Source organism: Loigolactobacillus coryniformis subsp. coryniformis KCTC 3167 = DSM 20001, assembly GCF_002706425.1.
Lineage (GTDB): Bacteria > Bacillota > Bacilli > Lactobacillales > Lactobacillaceae > Loigolactobacillus > Loigolactobacillus coryniformis.
The window spans coordinates 1567760-1590982 of record NZ_CP017713.1 but is presented as its reverse complement, the minus strand read 5'-3'; the positions used below and the strand labels follow the sequence as shown (position 1 = coordinate 1590982).

At 43.8% G+C, this 23223-nt stretch carries 22 protein-coding genes and 1 other RNA gene; 21 read left to right on the top strand and 2 right to left on the bottom strand.

Annotated features, from left to right (window positions below; genetic code table 11):
- The first annotated feature begins 50 nt into the window (after positions 1-50).
- The 4 genes from LC20001_RS07795 to LC20001_RS07780 all read left to right on the top strand — a co-directional run bounded on the left by LC20001_RS07795 (position 51) and on the right by LC20001_RS07780 (position 2643).
- Entirely contained in the window at positions 51-617 is a 567-nt protein-coding gene (locus tag LC20001_RS07795) for an SLOG family protein (protein ID WP_010011205.1), read from the top strand.
- 57 nt (positions 618-674) lie between these two features.
- Complete coding sequence (gene gpsB / locus LC20001_RS07790; protein ID WP_010011206.1) at positions 675-1025, top strand: cell division regulator GpsB; 351 nt, start codon at positions 675-677, stop codon at positions 1023-1025.
- A 12-nt stretch (positions 1026-1037) separates the two neighbouring features.
- An RNA gene (gene rnpB / locus LC20001_RS07785) (RNase P RNA component class B) lies at positions 1038-1408 on the top strand.
- A gap of 104 nt (positions 1409-1512) precedes the next feature.
- The gene (locus LC20001_RS07780) at positions 1513-2643 is read left to right on the top strand and encodes a THUMP domain-containing class I SAM-dependent RNA methyltransferase (protein WP_010011207.1); all 1131 of its coding nucleotides are present in this window, start codon (positions 1513-1515) and stop codon (positions 2641-2643) included.
- Positions 2644-3105: 462 nt separating this feature from the next.
- Here LC20001_RS07780 and LC20001_RS07775 read toward each other — a convergent pair whose 3' ends face one another.
- A complete protein-coding gene (locus LC20001_RS07775) occupies positions 3106-4137 on the bottom strand; it encodes an IS30 family transposase (protein ID WP_169925062.1) in 1032 nt (343 codons plus the stop codon).
- A gap of 255 nt (positions 4138-4392) precedes the next feature.
- Between LC20001_RS07775 and LC20001_RS07770 the strand changes: the two genes are divergently transcribed.
- Both LC20001_RS07770 and LC20001_RS07765 read left to right on the top strand, forming a co-directional pair.
- Positions 4393-5766, top strand: a complete 1374-nt coding sequence (locus LC20001_RS07770; protein ID WP_145955957.1) for an IS701 family transposase — start codon at positions 4393-4395, stop codon at positions 5764-5766.
- 252 nt (positions 5767-6018) lie between these two features.
- Positions 6019-6621 (top strand): nitroreductase family protein, encoded by a 603-nt coding sequence (locus tag LC20001_RS07765; protein WP_010009920.1) that lies wholly within the window; start codon positions 6019-6021, stop codon positions 6619-6621.
- Between the two features lie 39 nt (positions 6622-6660).
- On the opposite strand, the gene LC20001_RS07760 is transcribed toward LC20001_RS07765, so the two are convergent.
- Entirely contained in the window at positions 6661-7062 is a 402-nt protein-coding gene (locus LC20001_RS07760; RefSeq protein ID WP_003679121.1) for a ribonuclease HI family protein, read from the bottom strand.
- 129 nt (positions 7063-7191) lie between these two features.
- Between LC20001_RS07760 and LC20001_RS07755 the strand changes: the two genes are divergently transcribed.
- From LC20001_RS07755 to pyrE, 15 genes are all read left to right on the top strand, one after another.
- Entirely contained in the window at positions 7192-7599 is a 408-nt protein-coding gene (locus tag LC20001_RS07755; RefSeq protein WP_010009922.1) for an EbsA family protein, read from the top strand.
- An 84-nt stretch (positions 7600-7683) separates the two neighbouring features.
- Entirely contained in the window at positions 7684-9357 is a 1674-nt protein-coding gene (locus LC20001_RS07750; protein ID WP_010009923.1) for a formate--tetrahydrofolate ligase, read from the top strand.
- A complete protein-coding gene (locus LC20001_RS07745) occupies positions 9357-9992 on the top strand; it encodes a uracil-DNA glycosylase (RefSeq protein ID WP_010009924.1) in 636 nt (211 codons plus the stop codon). Before LC20001_RS07750 ends, LC20001_RS07745 begins: the two co-directional genes overlap by 1 nt.
- A gap of 15 nt (positions 9993-10007) precedes the next feature.
- Positions 10008-10457: a signal peptidase II gene (gene lspA, locus LC20001_RS07740; protein ID WP_010009925.1), complete on the top strand. Its 450-nt coding sequence runs from the start codon at positions 10008-10010 to the stop codon at positions 10455-10457.
- 2 nt (positions 10458-10459) lie between these two features.
- The gene (locus tag LC20001_RS07735; RefSeq protein WP_010009926.1) at positions 10460-11374 is read left to right on the top strand and encodes an RluA family pseudouridine synthase; all 915 of its coding nucleotides are present in this window, start codon (positions 10460-10462) and stop codon (positions 11372-11374) included.
- 173 nt (positions 11375-11547) lie between these two features.
- Positions 11548-12099 carry a bifunctional pyr operon transcriptional regulator/uracil phosphoribosyltransferase PyrR gene (gene pyrR, locus LC20001_RS07730; RefSeq protein ID WP_003679110.1) on the top strand — a complete coding sequence of 184 codons (552 nt, stop codon included), beginning with the start codon at positions 11548-11550 and terminating at the stop codon, positions 12097-12099.
- A 167-nt stretch (positions 12100-12266) separates the two neighbouring features.
- Positions 12267-13541: a uracil-xanthine permease family protein gene (locus tag LC20001_RS07725; protein WP_010009927.1), complete on the top strand. Its 1275-nt coding sequence runs from the start codon at positions 12267-12269 to the stop codon at positions 13539-13541.
- Positions 13542-13557: 16 nt separating this feature from the next.
- Positions 13558-14493 (top strand): aspartate carbamoyltransferase catalytic subunit, encoded by a 936-nt coding sequence (locus LC20001_RS07720; RefSeq protein ID WP_010009928.1) that lies wholly within the window; start codon positions 13558-13560, stop codon positions 14491-14493.
- A gap of 1 nt (position 14494) precedes the next feature.
- A complete protein-coding gene (locus LC20001_RS07715) occupies positions 14495-15778 on the top strand; it encodes a dihydroorotase (protein WP_003679104.1) in 1284 nt (427 codons plus the stop codon).
- Entirely contained in the window at positions 15775-16848 is a 1074-nt protein-coding gene (locus LC20001_RS07710) for a carbamoyl phosphate synthase small subunit (protein ID WP_003679102.1), read from the top strand. The genes LC20001_RS07715 and LC20001_RS07710 overlap by 4 nt, the downstream gene beginning before the upstream one ends.
- Positions 16849-16945: 97 nt before the next feature.
- A complete protein-coding gene (carB, locus tag LC20001_RS07705) occupies positions 16946-20125 on the top strand; it encodes a carbamoyl-phosphate synthase large subunit (RefSeq protein ID WP_010009930.1) in 3180 nt (1059 codons plus the stop codon).
- Positions 20126-20144: 19 nt separating this feature from the next.
- Positions 20145-20924, top strand: a complete 780-nt coding sequence (locus LC20001_RS07700) for a dihydroorotate dehydrogenase electron transfer subunit (RefSeq protein WP_099267195.1) — start codon at positions 20145-20147, stop codon at positions 20922-20924.
- Positions 20924-21850: a dihydroorotate dehydrogenase gene (locus LC20001_RS07695; RefSeq protein ID WP_003679096.1), complete on the top strand. Its 927-nt coding sequence runs from the start codon at positions 20924-20926 to the stop codon at positions 21848-21850. Before LC20001_RS07700 ends, LC20001_RS07695 begins: the two co-directional genes overlap by 1 nt.
- The gene (pyrF, locus tag LC20001_RS07690) at positions 21847-22569 is read left to right on the top strand and encodes an orotidine-5'-phosphate decarboxylase (RefSeq protein WP_010009937.1); all 723 of its coding nucleotides are present in this window, start codon (positions 21847-21849) and stop codon (positions 22567-22569) included. Before LC20001_RS07695 ends, pyrF begins: the two co-directional genes overlap by 4 nt.
- Positions 22556-23200, top strand: a complete 645-nt coding sequence (pyrE, locus tag LC20001_RS07685; RefSeq protein WP_010009938.1) for an orotate phosphoribosyltransferase — start codon at positions 22556-22558, stop codon at positions 23198-23200. Before pyrF ends, pyrE begins: the two co-directional genes overlap by 14 nt.
- The last annotated feature ends 23 nt before the right edge of the window (positions 23201-23223 follow it).

Sequence of the window (23223 nt, the reverse complement as noted above, 5' to 3'; positions counted from 1 at the left end):
ATTATAGCAATTACTAAGTTTTTTTGGAATAAAATTAAGAAGGGATGCTTATGCGGTTATGGGTAACAGGTTACCGTAGTTATGAACTCGGCGTTTTCAGCGCTAACGAACCAAAGTTAAAAATTATTAAAGCCGCGTTACGGGCTGAAATAATTGCCCATTTTGAGCAACATTTGGCTTGGGTGATCAGCGGTGGACAATTAGGAACTGAGCAGTGGGGCCTAGAAGTCGCCACCGAATTAAAAAAAGATTATCCAGAACTACAGACGGCAATGATGCTGTCGTTTGCTGATTTTGGCAAGAATTGGAATGAGACGAACCAAACGGCGCTAGAAGTGTTGCGCAGCCAAGTCGATTTTTCTGCTGCCGTCAGCGATAAACCCTATCATTCGCCTAAACAATTAAGAAATTATCAAGAATTCATGTTGACGCACACAGATGGTGCGTTAGTATTATATGATGAAACAGCGCCGGGTAAAACTCACTATACAGTTGAGGCAATCCAGCGATATCAAGCGCAACATGATTACGAATTAAGCTTGCTCGACTTTGATGATTTACAAGATATGGCAAATAATTATCAAGAAGATCAAGAAAATGGTTTTCAAGCAGAATAAACTTTGCTATACTATTAACAGTCATGTTAATGACAACGTGCAATGAGGTGTATTGGAATGGATAATTTAAATTTTACAACTCAGGATATTCTCCAGAAAGAATTCAAAACTAAGATGCGGGGTTATGATCCAGCTGAAGTTGATGAATTTCTAGATCAAGTGATCAAGGATTATGAGGCATATAATGCCAAAATTGATGAGTTAGCTGGTAATAATCAGCGCCTACGGTCACGTAACGATGAGTTAACCAAACAGGTTACGGTGAACAAAAATGTCCAAAGTGCGCAACCTAATCCAACGGTAACTAACTTTGATATCTTGAAGCGGCTGTCGAATCTTGAACGGCATGTATTTGGTGCTAAGCTAGATGACAGCAACCAAGATGGTCCACGCAAGTTAAATAGTTAATTAACCGGTGTAAACTTCGGGTGATCGCGGTCTACTTTTGTAGGCTGAGGAAAGTCCATGCCCGCACAAGCTGCGATGCTTGTAGTGTTCGTGCTTAGCCCAATAAGCTAAGGTACTGGGTAACCAGTAACGGCGGAGAACGTTGCTAAGGAGCAATCTATGCAATTAATATCCTGAAAAGTGCCACAGTGACGATACAGTTTGGAAACGAACTGTTTGGAACGGGTAAACCCCGCGAGCGAGTAACCCAAACTTATGGTAGGGGCGCTCCATGTATGGAAATGAACGACGCATGGAGACAGATCTAGTGTCTGTAGATAGATGATTGCCCTCACTGGTTGTGTTCCTGAGCCAATCAGTGAGACAAAACATGGCTTACAGAGGTTTACACCTTATCAGGAGACCCTTCATTTCGGTGGAGGGTCTTTTTTTTGAGAGTCTATTTGAAACATTTAAATATAAAATAAAGGGTAAATGAGGAGAACAAATGACAACATATAATTTGATTGCAACAACTGCCAGCGGAATTGAAGCGCTAGCAGCCAATGAGTTAAAGACTTTAGGCTACCATGGTCAAACGGAAAACGGTCGGATCCGCTTCACTGGGGATATTAAGGACATCATTCGGACTAACTTGTGGTTACGTACTGCTGATCGGATCAAAATCGTCGTAGGTGAGTTTAAAGCACTTACGTTTGACGATTTGTTTGAACAAGTTAAGGCTTTACCGTGGGACGATTATTTACCGTTGGATGCCGAATTTCCAGTCGCTGGTCGTTCAATCAAGTCCAAGCTGTACAGTGTACCTGATGTACAACGGTTGACAAAAAAAGCGATCGTGGAAAAAATGAGTCAAGTTTATCATCGTCGGGGCCGTTTACCTGAAACTGGGGCCTTATTCGCTTTGGAAGTTAGTATTCTAAAGGATCACGTGATGTTGACCTTGGATACAACTGGCCCTAGCTTATTTAAGCGAGGTTATCGGGTAGAAAAGGGTGACGCACCGCTAAAAGAAAATATGGCGGCCGCTTTAGTTGCCATTACTAATTGGCACACGGATATGCCATTCTTAGATCCAGTGTGTGGTTCGGGCACGATTCCAATTGAAGCTGCGTTAAAAGGCTTAAATATTGCGCCAGGACTGAAACGCGCTTTTTCTTTTGAAGGCTGGGATTGGGTGCCCGCTGAGTTAGTAGCTGATCAACGTGCTGAAGCTGCGGCTGCACGCCGTGACGATGTTGTTTTAGATATCATGGGCGCCGATATCGATGGTAGCATGATTGAAATTGCCCGTTTAAATGCAAATGAAGCCGGCGTTTTGCACGACATTGATTTTAAACAATTAGCCGTGAAGGACTTCCGAACGGATAAACATAACGGGGTGATCGTTGCTAATCCGCCGTACGGGGAACGATTAAGTGATGCTAGCAGCGTCCATCGGCTGTATCAGCAAATGGGTGATGTGTATCGGCCGTTGACTAGTTGGAGTAAATATATTTTAACCAGTGATTTACAATTTGAAACTTATTACGGTGAAAAAGCGACGAAACGGCGTAAATTGTATAACGGGGCATTACGGACTGATTTATTCCAATTTTGGGGTAAACGTGTGCACTAGAACTGACAAATGAACAGGCCAAGATTTGTTTTACTTGGCTTAATAATAAAAAAGTTACTTTAACTTTAATATTTAAAAAATAAAACCACCAATATAAAACATTGAAAACCTACCTGGAATAATTATTTCTAGGTAGGTTTTTTATAATTTCAGAAAATATAAAATTTGTTTTGATTGCCATTATAGATACTAATGACACGAATAAAGAATAACTCTAAAATGGATTGTTGATTATAATTTATCACGTTCTAATTGACTTGGTTTTATGGAAGTTACTTTAATTGTTGCTGTAAACAATAATCATGTACATTCAAATAAAAAATAACCTTTAATAGTAAATAATGTCTCTTCTAGATTTAGAAGATGACATTATTTTTCTCCAAATTGCAAGAACAAATTAGCCACACGATAAATCCTATTAAATCAGTATTTTCATTAATATTCATATTTTATGGACTTAACTTAACCGGCGGAAGCAGCGGAGAAAAGCGCTTTGGGTGTTTGATAGCCAGTTTGCCGGCGCGGTAAATTGTTTAGCTTTGACTCAACTGCTTGGATATCATGAGGACCCAAAATATCCATGGATAGACCCTTGGGTACATCGCGGCGGATCATTCGATTATGCGCTTCGTTAGTCCCACGCTCAGAGGAACGATATGGATGGGCATAATAAAGGTCAGCGACACCGGTAAGTACAGCGCCAACTTCCGAGAACTCAGCGCCATTATCGGCAGTAACTGACTTCATGATTGATCCGTATTCTTGACAGATCTTGGCCAGCTCATAGTTGACTGAATCGGCATCACGACCATCGATCAAACGTAGAATTTGGCAGCGGGATTGACGCTCGATCAGCGTTAAGATCACACTCTCTTGACCGTTGCGCTTGCCCACCACGGTGTCCAATTCGAAATGGCCGAACTCTTGGCGCTGGTCGATACTTTTAGGCCGTTCATCAATACTCCGTCCGGCCAGACGCTTGTGCTTGATCGAGTGATGATGTTTGGCACGGTGGCGCGTTTTTTCGAGTAGATCAAGATTACGGACTTCAAGTAACTGGGCATCAATATAGTGGTATAGCGTCTTGGTCGAGACCATCTCCTCAGGTTGATATAAGCCTTCAAGTTTGGCCCGTCCTACTGCTGCATCAGGCGACCAACCATCTTGACGCAAATGAGTCGTAAAATAGTCGATAAAATCAGCGACACCGACGAGTTTCAAAGGTCGATGACAGTGGGCTCGATTAGCTTCGTACTTAGCTTGTGCTGTTTCTGGTGAGTATACAGCGTAATATTGGCGTTGACCATTCACTTTTTTTACTTGGTCGATCTCGCCGCGGCACAATTCATTATTGATTGTTTGATGACAAACATTAAGCGCTCTGGCAATTGCACGATTGGAATAGCCTTGGCTGTGCAGCGTAGCAATTCTGCCTCGTTCAAACGAAGTTAGGTGCTGACCTTTTTTTCTGACTGTGGTATTCTGTTCTTGCATCAAGACAATAACCTCTTTCATTGTTTGTGTAGGAACATCAATGATAACAGAGATTTGTCTGGGTGTTTTTTATTTTATCAATTAGCTAAAAGTATTTGGCTAACTTGATTATAAAACGCGCGGCATAATAAAAACTCCTTTTCTACTATAAACAGCACTTTACAGCTTTTTAAAAAAATTTGGATATAAAAAGGCACGAATGCCTATTCTTTGCTAAAATGAGTTCGACAAAAAACCATTTAGAAAGAAGGATTCGTGTTGAACTCATTTTATCAAAAATCATCACTTTTAACCACCCTCCACGCCTATTTTTCTGATTTAAAAGCGGCTGGCTTGTCTAAGCCAATGGGCCTTAACTATTTTTGGTTGTGTCTAGCGTTGTTAGTGATCGGTGACCGCCACTCGATCCGCCACTTATTTGAACAATTTCTGGGCCGGGTGACGAAGCATTCTTTGAACACGTTTTATCGGGCTTTGGCAGTGATCGGTAACCACTTGCCACAGTTAGAAGTGCGCAACTTGACGTATTTACTGACCTTGATTCCCACTACTTGTCAGGACTTGCCCTTATTATTGGTTCTGGATGACACGGTCCAACCCAAGTTCGGCCACAAATTTACCGGCGTCAAATATCTATTCGATCACGCCGCACATACGGGTAAGCGGCTCGTCAATGCCCATGATTTCGTTACTTTAGGTCTGATGATCCCAACACAGCGGGACCAAGATGACCAGCCAGTTTATACGTTCTTGCCGTTAGCCACGCACCTTTATCAGGCGGAACAGGCGACCAAATACCAGCAAGCGGCGCAAATGATCAAGACGACTTTGAAATCGATCGCCAGCGACCAACAAGTGTTCCTACTGTGTGACAGTTGGTATCCCAAAGCTGAGATCAACCAACTGGTCATGACGCAACCTAATCTAGCTATGATCGCCAATGTGCGTAAAGATACCGCCATGTTTGGCTTACCCAAACGCACCGGTAAGCGCGGTCGGCCGCGGAAATATGGTGACCAGATCCATTTGGGAAATATTGCATTAAATCTTTGTTCGGCCGGAGATCAGATCGGTATAGTGCGGTGTCTGACACGCTTGATGCCCCAGCCAGTTTACATGATCCGCGTACAACGCAAGACGACTTGTCGTCTGTTCATGGCGACGTGCGCGCCCGAAGAATTAGCGGCGATCACAACCGAAACCCTAGCCGTTGATCCGACCCAGCTCACCTATCGGACGCCGGAGACCAGCGCCCCTGCGCCAGCGCTACGAGCGTTGGCCTACTATCAAAAACGTTGGGCGATCGAGACCTATTTTTATGAAATGAAAACATTCTGGCACTTCGGTGATTACGCCGTGCGTTCAGTAGCCAAGATTGAAGCCGATCATCATTTATTGAATACGGCGTATACCTTGATGATCGTATTGCCATTGACCCAACCTAGTTTAGCTTTTTTGGTAACCAAAAGTTTGCGTGAACGCAAACTCTGGTTAAGTCGGCAAATTCAAGCGGCGCTGTTTTTGGCTAGTTTAGCGCGGCAAGTGCAAAGGCGGTTAAAAACAACACCGGCCAAAGTGGTGATTCAGTGGTTGGCTTCTTGTTGGTCGGGGGTCAGTGAAAAGCTGTAAAGTGCTGTACTATAAAATAAAATACGTAGAAAAGAAGTGATATTTTTTATACATTCCATCCCGCCAAAAGTTTACACTTGAATTTGCTAAATACTACCAGAAATAGATAATACTTTCAGTTTTCTAAAAATGAAGCCTTGATTTTATAGGCTTTGTCTGCTCATTTCAGAAAATACAAAAACTAGTTGACTTACTTTTTGTAAGCTGATATACTATTTTACATCAACTAACCAAAAGGAGTGTCACGCACACATGAAAACAACTGTAGTCGATTTATTGAAAAACCGCCGCTCAATCTATGCTTTAGGTAAAAACGTTACGGCTTCACAAGAGGAAATTGCGAGCTTAGTTAAATCAGTCGTTCGCGAAGCCCCAACTGCATTTAACGGTCAAACGACCCGCGCAATTATTTTATTCGGCGACAAGCACGATCAATTATGGGATATCGTGGTTAAACGCTTGAAGTCAGAAGTACCAACAGAAGCAGCTTATGAAAGCACTAAAGCTAAAATCGCCAGCTTCAAAGCAGGCTTTGGTACGATTATGTACTTTACCGATGAAGATATCGTGCGTAATGAAGAACAACAATTCGAATTATATGCAGATAACTTTGCTGATTGGGCTGAACAAGCGCAAGGTAACGCACAATTAGCTGTTTGGACAGCCTTAGCTGAAAACGGTATTGGCGCTAGCTTACAGCATTACAACCCAATCATTGATGAATTAGTACATGATGCATTTGATATTCCTAGCAACTGGCGCTTACGGGCACAAATGCCATTTGGTTCGATCGAAGCAGCCGCTGGTGAAAAAGAATATATGGACGACGAATCACGTTTCTGTGTGCTTAAATAATAATATTTTCATCAAATAGCCGAATCAGACTTGATTCGACTATTTTTTTGTGTTTAATTGGTTAAAGAGTGCTTGCTGGGCTAAATTATGCGGCCCACGATGCTGATGATCGGCTTCCCAAACGTGGAGTACTAACGGAAAGGTCTGTTCTAGTTGTAAGATTTGATCAACCTCAGCCTGAAAATGTTTGGCGTAGCCTTTTTCCAGGCTAGAATGAACTAGTTTACTGTCGGTACGTAATTCAAGTATTTCCGTGGTTAGATGTCGTTCATGCAGGGCCTGCAGACCAAAAATAACCGCAGCAAATTCGGCATGATGGTTATCCATTTCGGGTAAAACTTTTTTTAATTGTAATCGCTGGTGATCATAGGTAATCAATGCACCAGCCGCGCTGGGACCGGGTGAACCTTTAGTGGCCGCGTCAGTGGCGAGAATAATCATTAGTGGGCTCCTTTCATTACTGTGTAACTACGCTCCTTAAGAGTGCCGCAAGAATAGCCGTAACATCAAAAAGTTATTAGCGTACTTAGCTAATAAACAACTTTAATAATGAAGTAGAGAGGTGCCAAAATGCAACGTTCTTTTTATTATCAACCTGATTTATATTCTAGCATTATTTTTTGGTCATGGACTTTTGTGATTTTATTTATTAGTGGGACGGGTTGGTTAGAGATCACTACGATTCAATGGTTTACGATTGCAACGTTTATTTTATTTTTAATTGTCGCAGCGTTAGGTATTTTTCGGCGTCGTTTAACGCTAGATGCTGCTAACGCTAGTTTGACTTTGCGTCGTTTTTGGCCGAAACAAGCACGTGAGATCAAATTTAGTGAGCTACAGCATGTGGTGGTTTTACCGCACGGTGTACGCTTCGAGTTAACGCGCTTACCTTATATCACAATCTTAATGACTAAACAGCAGAAACAACAGCTAATTGCCACATTAAGTGAACTACGTGCCGCCGCGGCTTCACGTTAGTCGAAAAACACGGTATACTAGTGCTATCGCATTTAGTGTTCTGCGGTAAGCTGTGATCAAAAATTAACCTAAGGGGTGTTCTACTTGTCTGATATTGAAATTGCACAACAAAATGAGCAAAGCGAGATCAAGCCGATTCAAACGATTGCCAAACAAATTGGTTTAGATCAACATGATATTGAGCAGTATGGTGAATATAAAGCGAAAGTCAAATTGACTGCGTTAGATCAACGGTCGTTGCCTAAAGACCACAAGTTGATCTTAGTAACGTCAATTAATCCCACCCCAGCTGGTGAAGGCAAATCAACGGTCACAATTGGCCTTGGTGACGCTATGAATCGGCTCAATAAGCAGACAATCATTGCACTACGCGAACCGTCACTAGGCCCAGTGATGGGGATCAAAGGTGGCGCTACCGGTGGTGGCTATGCACAAGTCGTACCAATGGAAGACATCAATCTACACTTTACTGGCGATATGCATGCTTTAACTAGTGCTAACAATACTTTAGCCGCCTTGATCGATAATCACATTCAGCAAGGCAACGAACTACATATCGATCAGCGCCGGATCACCTGGAAACGGGCACTAGATATTAATGATCGAGCGCTACGGAACGTTGTGATTGGTCTTGGTGGGCCATTCCAAGGCGTGCCACGCGAAGACGGCTTTAATATTACTGTTGCTAGTGAATTAATGGCAATTTTATGTTTAGCCACTAGTATTACCGACTTAAAAGCACGAATTGCGCGGATCGTAATTGGTTATACGGATCAAAAACAACCAGTCACGGTGGCTGATCTTAAAGTTCAAGGCGCCATCACCATGTTATTAAAGGACGCACTAAAGCCTAATTTGGTACAAACGTTAGAACACACCCCAACCTTTGTTCATGGTGGGCCATTTGCTAATATTGCCCACGGTTGTAATAGTGTTTTAGCAACGACCGCGGCTTTGAAATTAGCTGATTATACGATTACTGAAGCTGGTTTTGGAGCTGATCTAGGTGCGGAGAAGTTCTTGGATATCAAAGTCCCACAATTAGGCAAGCATCCCGATGCCATTGTATTGGTCGCAACGATTCGTGCATTAAAATACAATGGTGGCGTCGCTTTAGCTGATCTACAAACTGAAAACGTTGCAGCTTTAACGGCGGGATTTGTCAATTTGAAACGGCACATCAAAAATATGCAGCAATACGGCTTACCAGTAACCGTCGCAATCAATCATTTTGTTTCTGATACGGCTGCCGAAGTGGCCGCCTTACAAGAACTGTGCGATGAACTAGGTGTTAAGGCAATTGATACTGAAGTTTGGGCCAATGGTGGTGCCGGCGGTATTGATTTGGCTAATGCGGTATTGGCTTCGTTAGCGCAACCAGCTACGTTTAACCCTCTATACAACGATCAAGCATCGATCACTGAAAAAGTAACGACGATCGTCCAAAAAATTTACGGTGGCGACGCGGTTGAATTTTCAACCAAGGCTCAGCGACAAATGCAGACTTTCACCACTAACGGTTGGGATAAGTTACCGATCTGTATGGCCAAAACACAATACTCATTTAGCGACGAGCCTAAACAGTTAGGCGCCCCAACTGGCTTTAAGATTCATATTCGTGAGTTTGTTCCAGATTTAGGCGCTGGCTTCTTAGTGGCTTTGACGGGGAATGTTTTGACGATGCCGGGCTTACCGAAAAAACCAGCCGCTTTAAATATGGATATTGCTGAAGATGGTACGATCACTGGCTTGTTCTAATGGCGACTATTTTACCTGCCGATTTACTGACACGTGGTTGGCAAACTGTTCACGGTAACGTGGAAGGTCTAGTGCCTGGTAATGGTAGTCTTACACCGCGATTTATTTTAGTGGGCGAAGCCCCAGGAGAAACCGAAGTTACTTCGCATAAACCATTTACCGGTCGTGCTGGTATTGAATTAGATAAATCTTTGGCTACATTAGGTGTGACTCGTGCCGAGGTTTTTATTACCAGTGCTTATCGTAGTCGACCATTTAAGCTCGTCACTAAAACTTCTAAACGCACTGGCGAAACGTATCAAAAAAAGGATAACCGCCCACCAACCAAACAGGAAATGATCAGTCAAGCGTTTCTATTGGATTATGAATTAGCGCATTTACCAACCGATTTAATTTTGACCATTGGTAACACTGGCTTACAACGACTGTTGGGTAATGACTATCGCGTTAGTTCAGTTCACGGGCAATTATTTACTGGGCCAGTCAGGCGTTATGATTACGACCAAAAAAAGTTTGTGCCGACGCAACGAAGTTATCGCATTATGCCAACTTTTCATCCAGCTGCGGTTTTCTATAATCGTCAATTACAAGTCGATTTAGCAGCGGACTTAGCGCAATTTAAACAACTTTTGTAGAAAGTAGGACCGCTTTTGCTTTATTTAATTCTGTTAGTGGTGATCGTGGGTTGCGATCAATTACTAAAATACTGGATCACGACCAATCTCGCGTTACAACAAGTCCAAACGTTGATTCCTAATTTATTTTCGCTGACTTATTTGCGTAATGATGGTGCAGCCTGGAGCATTCTTCAAGGGAAGCAATTATTTTTTATGCTTTTAACGCCGATCGTCATTCTGGTGTTAGGTTACTTGCTTTATAAAGCTCGGCGACAACACCGCATTTACGCATTAGGCTTAACGTTCATGATTGCAGGTGCACTAGGTAATTTTATCGATCGGTTACGCTTGGGCTATGTCGTTGACATGTTTCAATTGGATTTTATCAACTTCCCAATTTTTAATCTTGCGGATAGTGCTTTAACTGTTGGTGTTATTTTAGTGTTTGTTTATTTGATATTTTTCGCAGATGAGAAAGGGTAAGTATGCAAGAAGAAAATTTAACGTTGACTGTGACTACTGAAAATGGTCGCTTAGATAAAGTGATCAGCAGTCATTTTGAAGAATTATCACGGGCGCAGGTTCAACAACTGATCAAAACCGAGCATGTTCAAGTCAATGGGCAGCTAGAAAAAGCAAAATACGCGGTGGCGGCCGGTGATCAAATTACCGTCAGCATACCAGCTCCTGCCGCTCTAGATGTGCAACCACAGAACATTCCCTTAGATATTGTCTATGAAGATGATGATGTCTTAGTTGTTAATAAACCTCAAGGTATGGTCGTTCATCCGGCACCAGGGCATCCCCAAGATACGCTGGTCAATGCGTTGTTGTATCACAGCCCGCTATCCACGATCAATGGGGTGATTCGGCCGGGTATCGTTCATCGAATCGACAAAGATACTTCTGGTTTACTGATGGTGGCTAAAAATGATCAAGCACATATCAGTTTAGCCGCGCAATTACAGGCAAAAACGTCGCAGCGTGAATATTTAGCGCTGGTGCATGGGGTGATTAAAGAAGATAAAGGTACCATTGATGCCCCAATTGCCCGTGCTAAAAATGATCGGAAGAAACAAGCCGTTGTTGCTGGCGGTAAACATGCGGTGACACATTTTGAAGTGTTAGAACGCTTTAATGAATATACGCTGATCAAATGTATTCTGGAAACTGGCCGTACACACCAGATTCGCGTGCATATGAAGTATATCGGGCATCCAGTTGCTGGTGATCCGCTTTATGGACCTAAAAAAACATTAAAAGGGCATGGTCAATTTTTGCACGCAGCATTGTTAGGGTTTAAGCATCCACGAACCGGTGAACAGATGACCTTTACAACACCATTACCGTCGATTTTTGAACAAACCTTAGCAACTTTGCGAAAACAGGTTGACAGATAGTATTAATTTAAGTATGCTTATATCAATGAAAAACAAATACGGAATCCTTTAAAGTTAGTCCCGTGAGGCTAGTAAGGTGATCTTTTAAATTAGGGAAAGTCTAATCTAATTTAGTAAATCCTCTTGCCGCCGCGGGCAAGGGGATTTTTTTATGCAGAAAGGTGGAACCTAGCATGGATAAAGAAGTCGTTGACAGTGTGACGATGAAGCGTGCCCTAACGCGAATCACGTACGAAATCATTGAACAGAGTAAAGGCACTGACGATTTAGTTTTAGTTGGCATTAAGACGCGGGGAATCTATTTGGCTCGACGAATCGCTGAACGGATGAAACAATTAGAAGGCTTGACGGTGCCCGTTGGAGAGCTTGATATTACGTTATACCGCGACGATCTGCATGAACCAGGCAAGGAAGAACCAACCTTAAATGGTTCTGATATCCCCGTGTCCATTGAAGATCAACATGTCATCCTGATCGATGATGTTTTATTCACTGGCCGGACGGTTCGTGCCGCTATGGACGCTTTGATGAACATTGGTCGGCCAAAGAAGATCTCATTAGCCGTCCTAGTCGATCGTGGTCATCGTGAATTACCGATTCGGGCTGACTTTGTGGGTAAAAACATTCCGACTTCATTACACGAACAAATCAAAGTTGCGGTGGAAGAAATTGACCAACGCGACAGTATCTTTATTCAAAAATTGGATCAACCAAAAACGATTTAATTGTCTCCAGAGAGAGCAAAATAGTTTAGTGGGTCACTTTGTATACCCATAAAACGCGCATTTTGCTTGCTGACAGCTAAGTAAATCATGCGCGTTTTTTTTTACAGCCATTTATCAGCGCTGCCGCAGATAAAAACTTCCACATTTGTGGAACAGGGGGTTACATCATGCAAGAACAACAGAAAAAAAGTAATGCAATTTTAGATATCGGCGATAGACCAGCACCGCTACAATGGTTTGGCTTATCACTGCAACATTTATTCGCCATGTTCGGCTCGACCGTTTTAGTCCCGATCCTAGTCGGTTTAAATCCTGGGATCGCCATTCTCAGTTCGGGGATCGGCACGATCATCTATATTTTAATGACTAAAGGTAAGATTCCGGCGTACTTAGGCTCAAGTTTTGCCTTCATTGTCGCCATGCAGGCTTTAATGAAAACGCAAGGCTATCCGGCTATCGCCCAAGGCAGTATCGCCGTCGGGGTCGTTTACCTGATCGTTGCGTTGATCATCAGTCGCATCGGTTCCGCTTGGATCGATAAAGTGTTACCGCCGATCGTCGTTGGTCCAGTGGTCATGGTAATCGGGCTCTCTCTAGCTGGGAGTGCCGCTAATGACGCGATGATGAACAACAGCCATTATGATATCAAATTCTTCATTGTCGCATTGATCACTTTAGGCTTGACCGTGTTCCTCAATATGTTTCTCAAAGGTTTTTTCAGCCTGATCCCGATCTTGTTAGGGATCGTCGGCGGGTATCTAGTAGCCGTGGCCTTTGGCTTAGTCAACTTTGCGCCAGTAATGCATGCTGCTTGGATTGCTTTGCCTGCATTTGAAGTACCATTTGTCAATTACCAACCAGGCTTTTACTGGGGCGCGATCCTTGGTATGGCACCGATCGCCTTTGTTACGATGACTGAGCATATGGGGCACATCATGGTTTTGGATCAATTAACTGGCCGTGACTTCTTCAAGGATCCTGGCTTACACCGGACACTTTCTGGTGACGGGTTAGCTTCGATCGTTGCTGGTTTTATCGGCGGTCCCCCAGTTACGAGTTACGGTGAAAACATTGGTGTTCTTGCCATTACTAAAGTTCACAGTGTCTTTGTTCTAGTTGGTGCGGCCATCTTAGCTGTCGTCTTCGGCTTTGTCGGTAAACTGAGTGCTTTGATCATGAGTATCCCGAGCCCAGTGATCGGCGGCATTAGTTTCCTACTTTTTGGGGTCATTGCCGCTAATGGCTTACGGATCTTGATCGAACACAAAATCGATTTCGACGAAAAGCGCAATTTAATGATCGCCGCCACGATTTTAGTCATCGGTATCGGTGGGGCATACTTACAACTCGGACAGTTCCAATTAACGGGTGTGGCGCTGGCTACTTTACTAGGCATCTTCTTAAACTTAGTTTTACCTAAACAGGCACGTAACGAAGATTAGAACGGAGGAAAATACTATGATTGCAGAACCTTTAACTTGCCAACCAGCTTTAGTTTCAATGCGTGATCTGGATGTCAGAACAGTTGAAGCCCTAATTCATCGGGCAGAAGAATTTAAACACGGGACTGAATTAGAACTAACTGAACCCGTTTATGCGGCTAATCTGTTTTTTGAAAATAGCACACGGACCCATACTAGTTTTGAAATTGCTGAGCGGCGCTTAGGGCTGTCAGTTGTTGATTTCAATCCACAAGCCAGCTCAGTTAGTAAAGGTGAAACGTTGTATGATACTTGTTTGACGTTAGCCGCAGTTGGTGTTCGTCTGCTAGTGATCCGCCATTCACAAGATGCTTACTACCAAGAATTGTTGCACCAACCAGCGCTACCAGTTGCTTTGATCAACGCCGGTGACGGTAGTGGAGAACATCCTTCGCAGAGTTTACTCGATATGATGACTATCAGCGAAACTTTTGGTGGTTTTGCTGGCTTAAAGGTGGCCATTGTCGGTGATCTGAACCATTCGCGGGTCGCACGTTCGAATATGGAAGTTTTACAAAAATTAGGCGCACAGGTTTATTTTTCTGGACCAGAAGCCTGGTATGATAATCAATTTGATCAGTTTGGGCAGTATTTACCAATTGATGAGTTAGTTGAACAAGTTGACGTTATGATGATGTTACGGGTACAGCACGAACGCCACAACGACGATTCGACCTTTGATCAAGCGGCTTACCATCAACAATATGGCTTGACCTTAGCGCGGGCCGCGCGCATGAAACCAGAAGCAATCATCATGCATCCCGGCCCGATCAATCGCGGTGTTGAATTAGCCAGTGATTTAGTTGAGAGTCCCCGCTCAAAATTTGTCGAACAGATGCGTAACGGTGTTTTCATACGTATGGCAATGATTGAAAGCGTACTGCGGGGTAACCGTCTAGGGGGACTAGCCTAAAATGGATTATTTATTGAAAAATGGCCGTTTGTTGATCAATGATCACTTACAAATATGCGATTTGTTGATCACAGACGGTAAAATTGCGGCACTAGGTAATGATTTAACCGCGGCAGCAGCAACGACGCTCGATTTACAGGGCAATTTTGTTAGTCCAGGTTTAGTTGATTTACACGTTCATTTACGTGATCCTGGACAAACTTATAAGGAAACGATCAGAACGGGTAGCCTAGCCGCTGCGCACGGTGGCTTTACCTTTATTGGGGCAATGCCCAATGTCACACCAGTGCCTGACAATGTGCAACAAGTGCAAACCATGGTTCAGCGTAACCGTGCTGAAGGTGTGGTCCATATCGGTCAGTACGCGACAATCACAACTGAGCGGACTGGCGGACAGTTGGTTGATTTTCCAGCCTTAAAGGCGGCAGGGGCATTTGCTTTTTCCAATGATGGTTCTGGCATTCAAAATACAGCTACCATGGAACAGGCTATGCGTGCGGCTGCTAAAGTCGGTTTACCTTTAGCGGCTCATGTAGAAGATGACAGTCTTATTCACGGAGGGGTCATGAATGCCGGCACACGAGCCGAACAACTGGGGTTACCTGGTATTAGTAACACGGTGGAGACGGCCCAGCTAGCACGTGATTTAGCGCTAGCTCAGGCTACCGGCGTTCATTATCACGTTTGTCATGTCTCGACTGCTGAATCTGTTCAGCTGATTCGCGACGCCAAACAGGCAGGTGTCAATGTGACTTGTGAAGTCACACCACACCATTTATTGTTGAGTGATCAAGATATTCCAGCCGACGACGGTAACTACAAAATGAATCCACCATTGCGCAGTGAACATGATCGGCAAGCATTGATCATTGGCTTATTGGATGGAACAATCGATTGTATTGCGACTGATCATGCACCCCATAGTGATGCGGAAAAGCAGCAGAGCATGCGGCAAGCACCATTTGGTATTATTGGTAGTGAAATGGCCTTTAGCCTGTTGTATACTAACTTCGTTAAAACACGAATTTTCACTTTAAAACAACTGATTAATTGGCTCAGTCAAAAGCCAGCACAAATTTTTCAATTGGCAACTAGTGGTCAATTAAGCGTAGGACAACCAGCCGACATTGCAGTATTTGATCTTGATCATCCTTACCAGATTACTGCGGCCAGCTTGTTGTCTAAGGGGCATAATACGCCGTTTATTGACACCCAGGTTTGCGGCGAAACTGTTTATACATTTGTCGCGGGTCAAATTGCTTACCAGAGAGGCGGAACAAAATGAAACGTTACTTAATATTAGAGGATGGCTCGGTTTTTGCCGGTGAAGGCTTTGGCGCACCATTGACAACCACTGGCGAAGTGGTCTTTAACACTGGTATGACTGGTTATCAAGAAACGATCACTGATCAATCCTATAATGGTCAAATTATCACCTTTACTTATCCGCTGATTGGTAATTATGGCATTAATCGTGATGATTATGAATCGATTGCCCCTACCTGTAAAGGGGTAGTTGTACGTGAAGTTGCGCGTCGGGCCAGCAATTGGCGTAATCAAATGTCATTAGACGAGTTTTTAAAACGAAAACATATTCCTGGCATTAGTGGTGTTGACACGCGACGATTAACGCGGCGGCTACGAACCGCAGGAACCATGAAGGCCAGTATTGTCGATACAGTTGATGATCATGCTTTTGACCAATTGAATGCCTTAGTTATGCCTAAGAATCAGGTGCAGCAAGTTTCAACTACGAAACCATATCCTAGCCCGGCCACTGGTCGTAACGTCGTGGTGATCGATTTTGGATTGAAGCACAGTGTATTGCGTGAATTATCTAAGCGTAACTGTAACCTAACAGTTTTGCCGTACAATACAACAGCCGCAGAAATTCTCGACTTAGCGCCAGATGGTGTTTTATTAAGTAATGGCCCTGGTGATCCGAAAGATGTTCCCGAAGCCTTAGATATGATTCGGGGCATTCAAGGTAAAATTCCGCTATTTGGTATTTGTTTAGGTCATCAGCTATTTGCCTTAGCTAATGGTGCGGATACCTATAAAATGAAATTTGGTCATCGTGGCTTTAATCATCCAGTTCGTGAAATTGCCACTGGACGAATTGATTTCACTTCGCAAAACCATGGCTATACCGTTGATCCAGCCACGGTCGAACAAGCAAATCTCTTGGTCACGCACATGGAGATCAATGATCAGACAATCGAGGGGTTACGTCATCGTAACTATCCAGCCTTCTCCGTTCAATTCCATCCTGATGCAACGCCAGGGCCACACGACGCAACACATTTATTCGATGAATTTATGGAAATGATCGATGCATTTGCTAAACGTGCTTAGAGCAGGTTGAAAAGTAGCTTTTCCGACGCTGTTTATCCTAAATAGCTTAAGTTAGGATAAACAAACGCGCAGATTAGATTAAAGGGGAGTCAGTACATTGCCTAAACGCACAGATATTCATAAAATATTGGTGATCGGTTCCGGACCAATCATCATCGGCCAAGCAGCGGAATTCGATTATTCCGGCACGCAGGCTTGTTTAGCTTTAAAAGAAGAAGGCTACCAGGTTGTTTTAGTCAATTCCAATCCAGCAACGATCATGACTGATACAGAAATTGCTGATCAAGTTTATATCGAACCATTAACAATTGAGTTTGTGACCCGTATCTTACGCAAAGAATTGCCTGACGCAATTTTGCCAACGCTGGGGGGACAACAAGGATTAAACATGGCAATGGAGTTGTCTACAGCCGGAATTTTAGAAGAATTAAATATTCAACTGTTAGGCACGAAACTTAATGCCATCGATCAAGCTGAAGATCGGGAATTGTTTAAAAATCTGATGCAACAGTTAAACGAACCAATTCCAGCTTCAACTAGTGTCAACACCGTTGCGGCGGCGGTTGATTTTGCCAAAAAAATCGGCTTTCCAGTAATTGTCCGGCCGGCTTTTACCATGGGTGGTACTGGCGGTGGTATGTGTGATAACGAAAATGAATTAGTTGAAATCGCCACAAATGCATTGAAGTTATCACCGATCACCCAAGCTTTGATCGAAAAAAGTATCGCTGGTTTTAAGGAAATTGAATACGAGGTCATGCGTGACGCTGCTGATAATGCCTTGGTTGTCTGCAATATGGAAAATGTTGATCCAGTTGGGATTCATACTGGTGATTCGATCGTCACAGCGCCAGTTCAAACACTTTCAGACAAAGAAAATCAAATGCTACGTGACGCTTCATTAAAAATTATTCGCGCGCTAAAAATCGAAGGTGGCTGTAACGTTCAATTAGCCTTGGATCCTAATAGTTTCCAATACTACATAATTGAAGTTAATCCCCGTGTTTCGCGTTCATCGGCGTTAGCTTCTAAAGCGACTGGTTATCCAATCGCCAAAATTGCTTCAAAAATTGCGGTTGGTTTAACGCTAGACGAGATCATGAATCCAATTACCGGGACCACGTACGCAGAGTTTGAACCTACTTTGGACTATGTTGTTACCAAAATTCCGCGCTGGCCATTCGATAAATTTGCCAAGGGTGAGCGTCGTTTAGGTACGCAAATGAAGGCGACTGGCGAAGTTATGGCAATCGGACGTAACTTTGAAGAATCAATCTTAAAGGCTGTGCGCTCATTAGAAATTGGTACGCTACACCTTGAGTTACCAGAATTAGCGCAAGTTAGTGACGCTGAATTAACTGATAAATTAGTTCATCCCCAAGATGATCGCTTGTTCTATCTCGCCGAAGCATTACGGTGTAATTATAGCTTAGAAGAATTAAATGAATTGACTAAGATCGATATTTTCTTCCTAGATAAGTTATTACACATCATTGAGCTTGAACAGCAATTGGCGGCGCAAAAAGGCGATTTGACGGTTTTAGAGCAGGCCAAACGTAATGGCTTTACTGATGAAAAAATTAGCCAGTTATGGCAGTTACCGGTCGATCAATTGCGTAAAATGCGGCGTGAGGCCAATATCTGGCCAGTTTATAAAATGGTTGACACTTGTGCTGCAGAATTTGAATCGCAGACACCGTATTATTACGGCACATTTGAAGAAGAAAACGAAAGCCAAGTCACAAAGAAACCGTCAGTACTAGTTATCGGTTCCGGCCCGATTCGTATCGGTCAAGGCGTTGAGTTTGATTATGCTACGGTACATTCAGTCAAGGCAATTCAAAAAGCCGGTTATGAAGCGATTATTATGAACAATAATCCGGAAACCGTCTCAACTGATTTTACGATCGCGGATAAATTATATTTTGAGCCGCTAACATTTGAAGATGTTATGAACGTGATTGAATTAGAACAACCAGAAGGCGTTATTGTCCAGTTTGGTGGGCAAACTGCTATTAATTTAGCGGCTCCTTTAGCCGCTGCTGGAGTAAAAATTCTAGGTACTAGTGTGGCTGATTTGAACCGGGCGGAAGATCGTGATGAGTTCGACCAAGTGATCAAGGATTTAGCGATTCCGCAGCCCGTTGGCGCAACCGCAACGACTGAAGCTGCTGCAGTTACTATTGCGGCCCAGATTGGCTATCCCGTTTTAATTCGACCAAGTTATGTTTTAGGTGGCCGAGCCATGGAGATCGTTGAAAATCAGGCTGATTTAGAAGTCTATATGCGTGATGCCGTTAAAGTTTCCAACGACCATCCCGTTTTGATCGATCAATATTTAGTTGGTAAAGAATGTGAAGTTGATGTAATTTCTGATGGTCAGCAAGTGCTGTTACCCGGTATTATGGAACACATTGAACGTGCAGGCGTCCACTCTGGGGATTCGATGGCTGTTTATCCGCCACAGTCGCTGTCAGCGGACGTTAAAGCGCAGATCGTTAGTGCCGCACAAAAGTTAGCGGTGGCTTTAAAGTGTATCGGTATGATGAATATCCAATTTATTATTCATCAGGAACAGGTTTATGTGCTGGAAGTTAATCCGCGTGCCAGCCGCACGGTGCCATTTTTGAGCAAAGTAACGGGTATTCCCATGGCTCAAGTGGCTACACAAGTGATTTTGGGCACCACCTTGACTGAACTAGGCTACCAAGCTGGCTTGTATCCCGAGGGGAAACTAGTACACGTTAAAGCGCCGGTCTTCTCGTTCTCTAAATTAGATAATGTGGATAGTTTGCTAGGTCCAGAAATGAAATCAACTGGGGAAGTCATGGGTAGCGATACTACCATGGAAAAGGCCCTATACAAGGCTTTCGAAGCTTGTAAATTACATTTACCGGATTTTGGTACGGTTCTGTTTACCATTGCGGATAAAGATAAAGCCGAAGCTGCCGATTTAGCTAAACGTTTCCGTGAAATTGGTTATCGTGTCATTGCGACTGCCGGGACGGCTGATTATTTCAGTGCCGCTGAAATCAAGACGAGTACCGTGGCCAAAATCAAAGATAACGCTGAACAAGGTATTTTACAGTTATTAAATAGCGGCCATGTGCAAGTTGTGATCAATACAATGGATGCAGATCGTGATGTGGCTTCCGATGGCTTTCAAATTCGGCAAACGGCAATTGAACAAGGCATTCCACTGTTTACTTCCTTAGATACGGCTAACGCGATTCTAAGAGTTCTAGAATCACGTGCCTTTACAACGTTACCACTCTAATTTAAATACAAAGGGGATTGTGGCCATGCAACAGGAAAAGTTAAAGGTGATTAAGCAACGCCAATTAACTGCGGATGTGTTTGAACTGACCTTAAAAGGTGCGATGGCTAAGGCGACAACTACGGCAGGCCAGTTTGTTGATGTGAAAATACCTGATGACCGGCTATTGTTGCGGCGACCATTTGGAATCGCACAAATTGACCCGGCAACAAGTCAATTACGGTTGATCTATCGTACAGTGGGGCAGGGTACAACCGTGCTTAGTCATATCGCTAGCGGGGCACAACTGGATACGATCGGCCCATTAGGTCATGGTTTTCCAACCGACTTTTTACATGCGGGTCAGCGAGCATTGATCATTGGTGGCGGCACTGGTATTCCACCTTTGTATGCTCTGTCACGTCAATTAGTAACACAAGGGGTGACTGTGACCCACGCAATTGGCTTTGGGCACCGCGAGCAGATTTTTTATGAAAAAGAATTTCGCGAGCTTGGTACCGTCCATTATGCAACCGACGATGGTTCATATGGGTTTCACGGTCACATTGGTTTACTGCTGGATGCAGAATTTGCGACTACAGAATTTGATGCGGTCTATGCCTGTGGGCCACGTGGCTTGTTGATGGCAGTCAATAACCGTTACCGCACGCACCCACATGCTTATATCTCTTTGGAAAGTCGCATGGCTTGCGGTGTAGGTGAATGTTACGCCTGTGTTGTACCGGCACAAAATAGTACCAAACTGTATAAGGTCTGCGACGATGGGCCAGTATTTGCAACCGGGGAGGTAGAAATTTAATGAATCGTTTAGCTGTAGAATTACCCGGATTAAATTTGAAAAATCCAATCATGCCTGCGAGTGGTTGCTTTGGCTTTGGCCAGCGCTACGCCGAATTTTATGATCTTGATCAATTAGGGGCAATCATCGTTAAGGCGGCAACCTTACAACCACGTGCCGGTAATCCAACCCCACGGGTAGCAGAAACAACCAGTGGTATGTTGAATGCAATTGGTCTACAGAACCCAGGTGTTGACGCAATTATGGCTGATAAGTTGCCTTGGCTGGCTGAACGTTACCCTGAATTACCGGTGATCGCCAATGTTGCTGGTTCAACGGAAAGTGACTACGTGGAAGTTTGTCGCCAAATTAGCACAGCACCAAACGTTAAAGCCATTGAATTAAATATTTCTTGTCCTAACGTTGCCCATGGCGGATTGGAATTTGGTACCGATCCTAAATCAGCCTATGCCTTAACTAAGGCTTGTAAAGCGGTTAGTAAAGTCCCAGTTTACGTTAAGTTATCACCTAATGTGACTGACATTCGTGTGATTGCGCGTGCCGTTGAAGACGCGGGTGCTGATGGCTTTACTATGATCAATACGCTGGTTGGTATGCAGATCGATTTAAAAACACGGCAACCGCTTTTAGGTAATCGCACCGGTGGTCTTTCTGGCCCCGCAATCAAACCAGTTGCTGTGCGTTTGATCAATCAAGTTCATCAGATTTCCCAATTGCCGATTATCGGCATGGGTGGCGTTATGACTGCAGAAGATGTTCTAGAATTAATGATGGCTGGTGCTAGTGCTATTGCCGTTGGGACTGCTAATTTTAGCAATCCGCAAGCTTGCCCAGAGATTATTAAGGCGTTACCTGATGTAATGGATCGTTATCAGATCAAAACGCTAACTGATTTGATCACGGAAATGGCGGTGACCTCGGTATGAGTCGACCTATTATTGCGTTAGATTTTCCGGATCAGGCGGCTGTTAAAACTTTTTTAGCTCAATTTCCACAGGAAATGCGTTTATACGCTAAAGTAGGTATGGAGCTATTCTATAGTGCAGGACCAGATATTGTACGTTTCTTAGTTGCTGCGGGTCACGATGTTTTCTTGGATCTCAAGTTACATGACATCCCCCATACAGTAGAACAGAGTATGAAGGTGCTGGCTGGTCTTGGTGTGCGCTTAACCAATGTTCATGCTGCCGGTGGAGTGGCTATGATGCAGGCAGCACAAGCAGGGCTAATCGCGGGTACACCAGCTGGTAAATTACCGCCGCAATTGATTGCAGTGACGCAGCTCACTTCAACTAGTGAACAGCAAATGCAGCAAGAACAATTAGTCAACACCTCACTGATTAATAGTGTGACGCATTCAGCCCAGCTGACTCAACAGGCTGGATTAGCTGGGGTGGTTTGTTCCGCGCTAGAAGCGCAACAAATCAAGCAGGCGACTAGTCCTGATTTTCTCTGCATCACACCAGGAATCCGTTTGGCAACTAATCGAACCGATGATCAGCAACGAGTTGTTACCCCGACAGCGGCAGCAACTTACGGCAGTGATCGTTTGGTAGTCGGCCGACCGATCACGCAAGCAGCAGATCCAGTTAGCGCTTATCGGCAGATCAAACAACTTTGGGAGGCAGCTCATGACCAGCAATAATCAAGATAAGGCAACCAAAATCGCAACTGATTTACTCACCATCAAGGCGGTAACGCTGCGACCTGAACAGCCCTTTACTTGGGCCAGCGGCATCAAAAGTCCTATTTATACAGATAATCGCTTGACGATCAGTTATCCTGTAGTCCGCAAACATATTGCAATTGGCTTAGCTGAATTGATCAAACAGCATTTTCCAGCAGCTGAAGTGATCGCTGGTACAGCAACTGCCGGGATCCCGCATGCAGCGTGGGTTGCCGCTGAACTTGAGTTACCAATGATCTATGTACGCTCTAAACCAAAGGATCATGGTCAGGGACGCCAAATTGAAGGTCAATTAGCCGCTGGTGCGAAGGTAGTTGTGATCGATGATTTGATCTCAACTGGCGGTAGTGTGCTAAAAGCGGTGACTGCCGCACAAAATGAGGGGGCAATAGTATTAGGTGTTTGCGGCATCTTCAGCTATGAATTAGCTGCTAGTACAACTAATTTTGCGCAAGCTGGTATTCCTTTTTATACCTTAACTAATTATACGGCGCTGGTTGAAACGGCGATTGATTCAGGTTCGATCGATGCTAAAAATCGTGAGTTGCTACATCAATGGCGACGTGATCCAGAACATTGGGGTAAATAAAAAGAGTGGAAATCTGTTGAGAT